Origin of the sequence: Streptomyces sulfonofaciens (assembly GCF_014656295.1) — a bacterium.
Lineage (GTDB): Bacteria > Actinomycetota > Actinomycetes > Streptomycetales > Streptomycetaceae > Streptomyces > Streptomyces sulfonofaciens.
Genome location: NZ_BNCD01000084.1, coordinates 1 through 758, shown reverse-complemented (window position 1 = coordinate 758; position 758 = coordinate 1). Strand labels below are relative to the sequence as shown.

The 758-nt window shown below is 66.6% G+C and carries 1 protein-coding gene; it reads left to right on the top strand.

The features are described from left to right. Positions 1–758 (top strand): universal stress protein (locus IE313_RS34670; protein ID WP_229925203.1); only part of this gene is annotated, 758 nt, incomplete at both ends.

Sequence of the window (758 nt, the reverse complement as noted above, 5' to 3'; positions counted from 1 at the left end):
TCACGGAGTTGGACGTGGATGCGGTGCTGGTGCGTGGGCCCGCGGTGGTGTTGGTGGACGAGTTGGCGCATTCGAATGTGCCGGGGTGTCGTCATGCGAAGCGTTGGCAGGATGTGGAGGAGTTGCTGGCGGCGGGGATCGATGTGGTGTCGACGGTCAATATCCAGCATCTGGAGTCGCTGGGTGATGTGGTGGAGTCGATCACGGGGGTGCGGCAGCGGGAGACGGTGCCGGACGAGGTGGTGCGGCGGGCGGATCAGATCGAGTTGGTGGATATGGATCCGCAGGCGTTGCGGCGGCGTTTGGCGCACGGGAACGTGTACCGGTCGGAGAAGGTGGATGCGGCGTTGTCGCATTACTTCCGGGTGGGGAATCTGACGGCGTTGCGGGAGTTGGCGCTGTTGTGGGTGGCGGATCGCGTCGATGAGTATCTGCAGCGGTATCGGGGTGAGCATGACATCCGTTCGACGTGGCAGGCGCGTGAGCGGATCGTGGTGGGGCTGACCGGGGGGCCTGAGGGGCGTACGTTGATCCGGCGTGCGGCGCGGTTGGCGGAGAAGGGTGCGGGTGGGGAGGTGCTGGCCGTGTACGTCTCCCGCAGTGACGGGTTGACGGCGGCCTCGCCGAAGGAGTTGGCGGTGCAGCGCACGCTGGTGGAGGACCTGGGCGGTACGTTCCACCATGTCATCGGCGACGACGTGCCCGAAGCGCTCCTCGCCTTCGCCCGCGGCCACAACGCCACCCAGATAGTGCTGGGC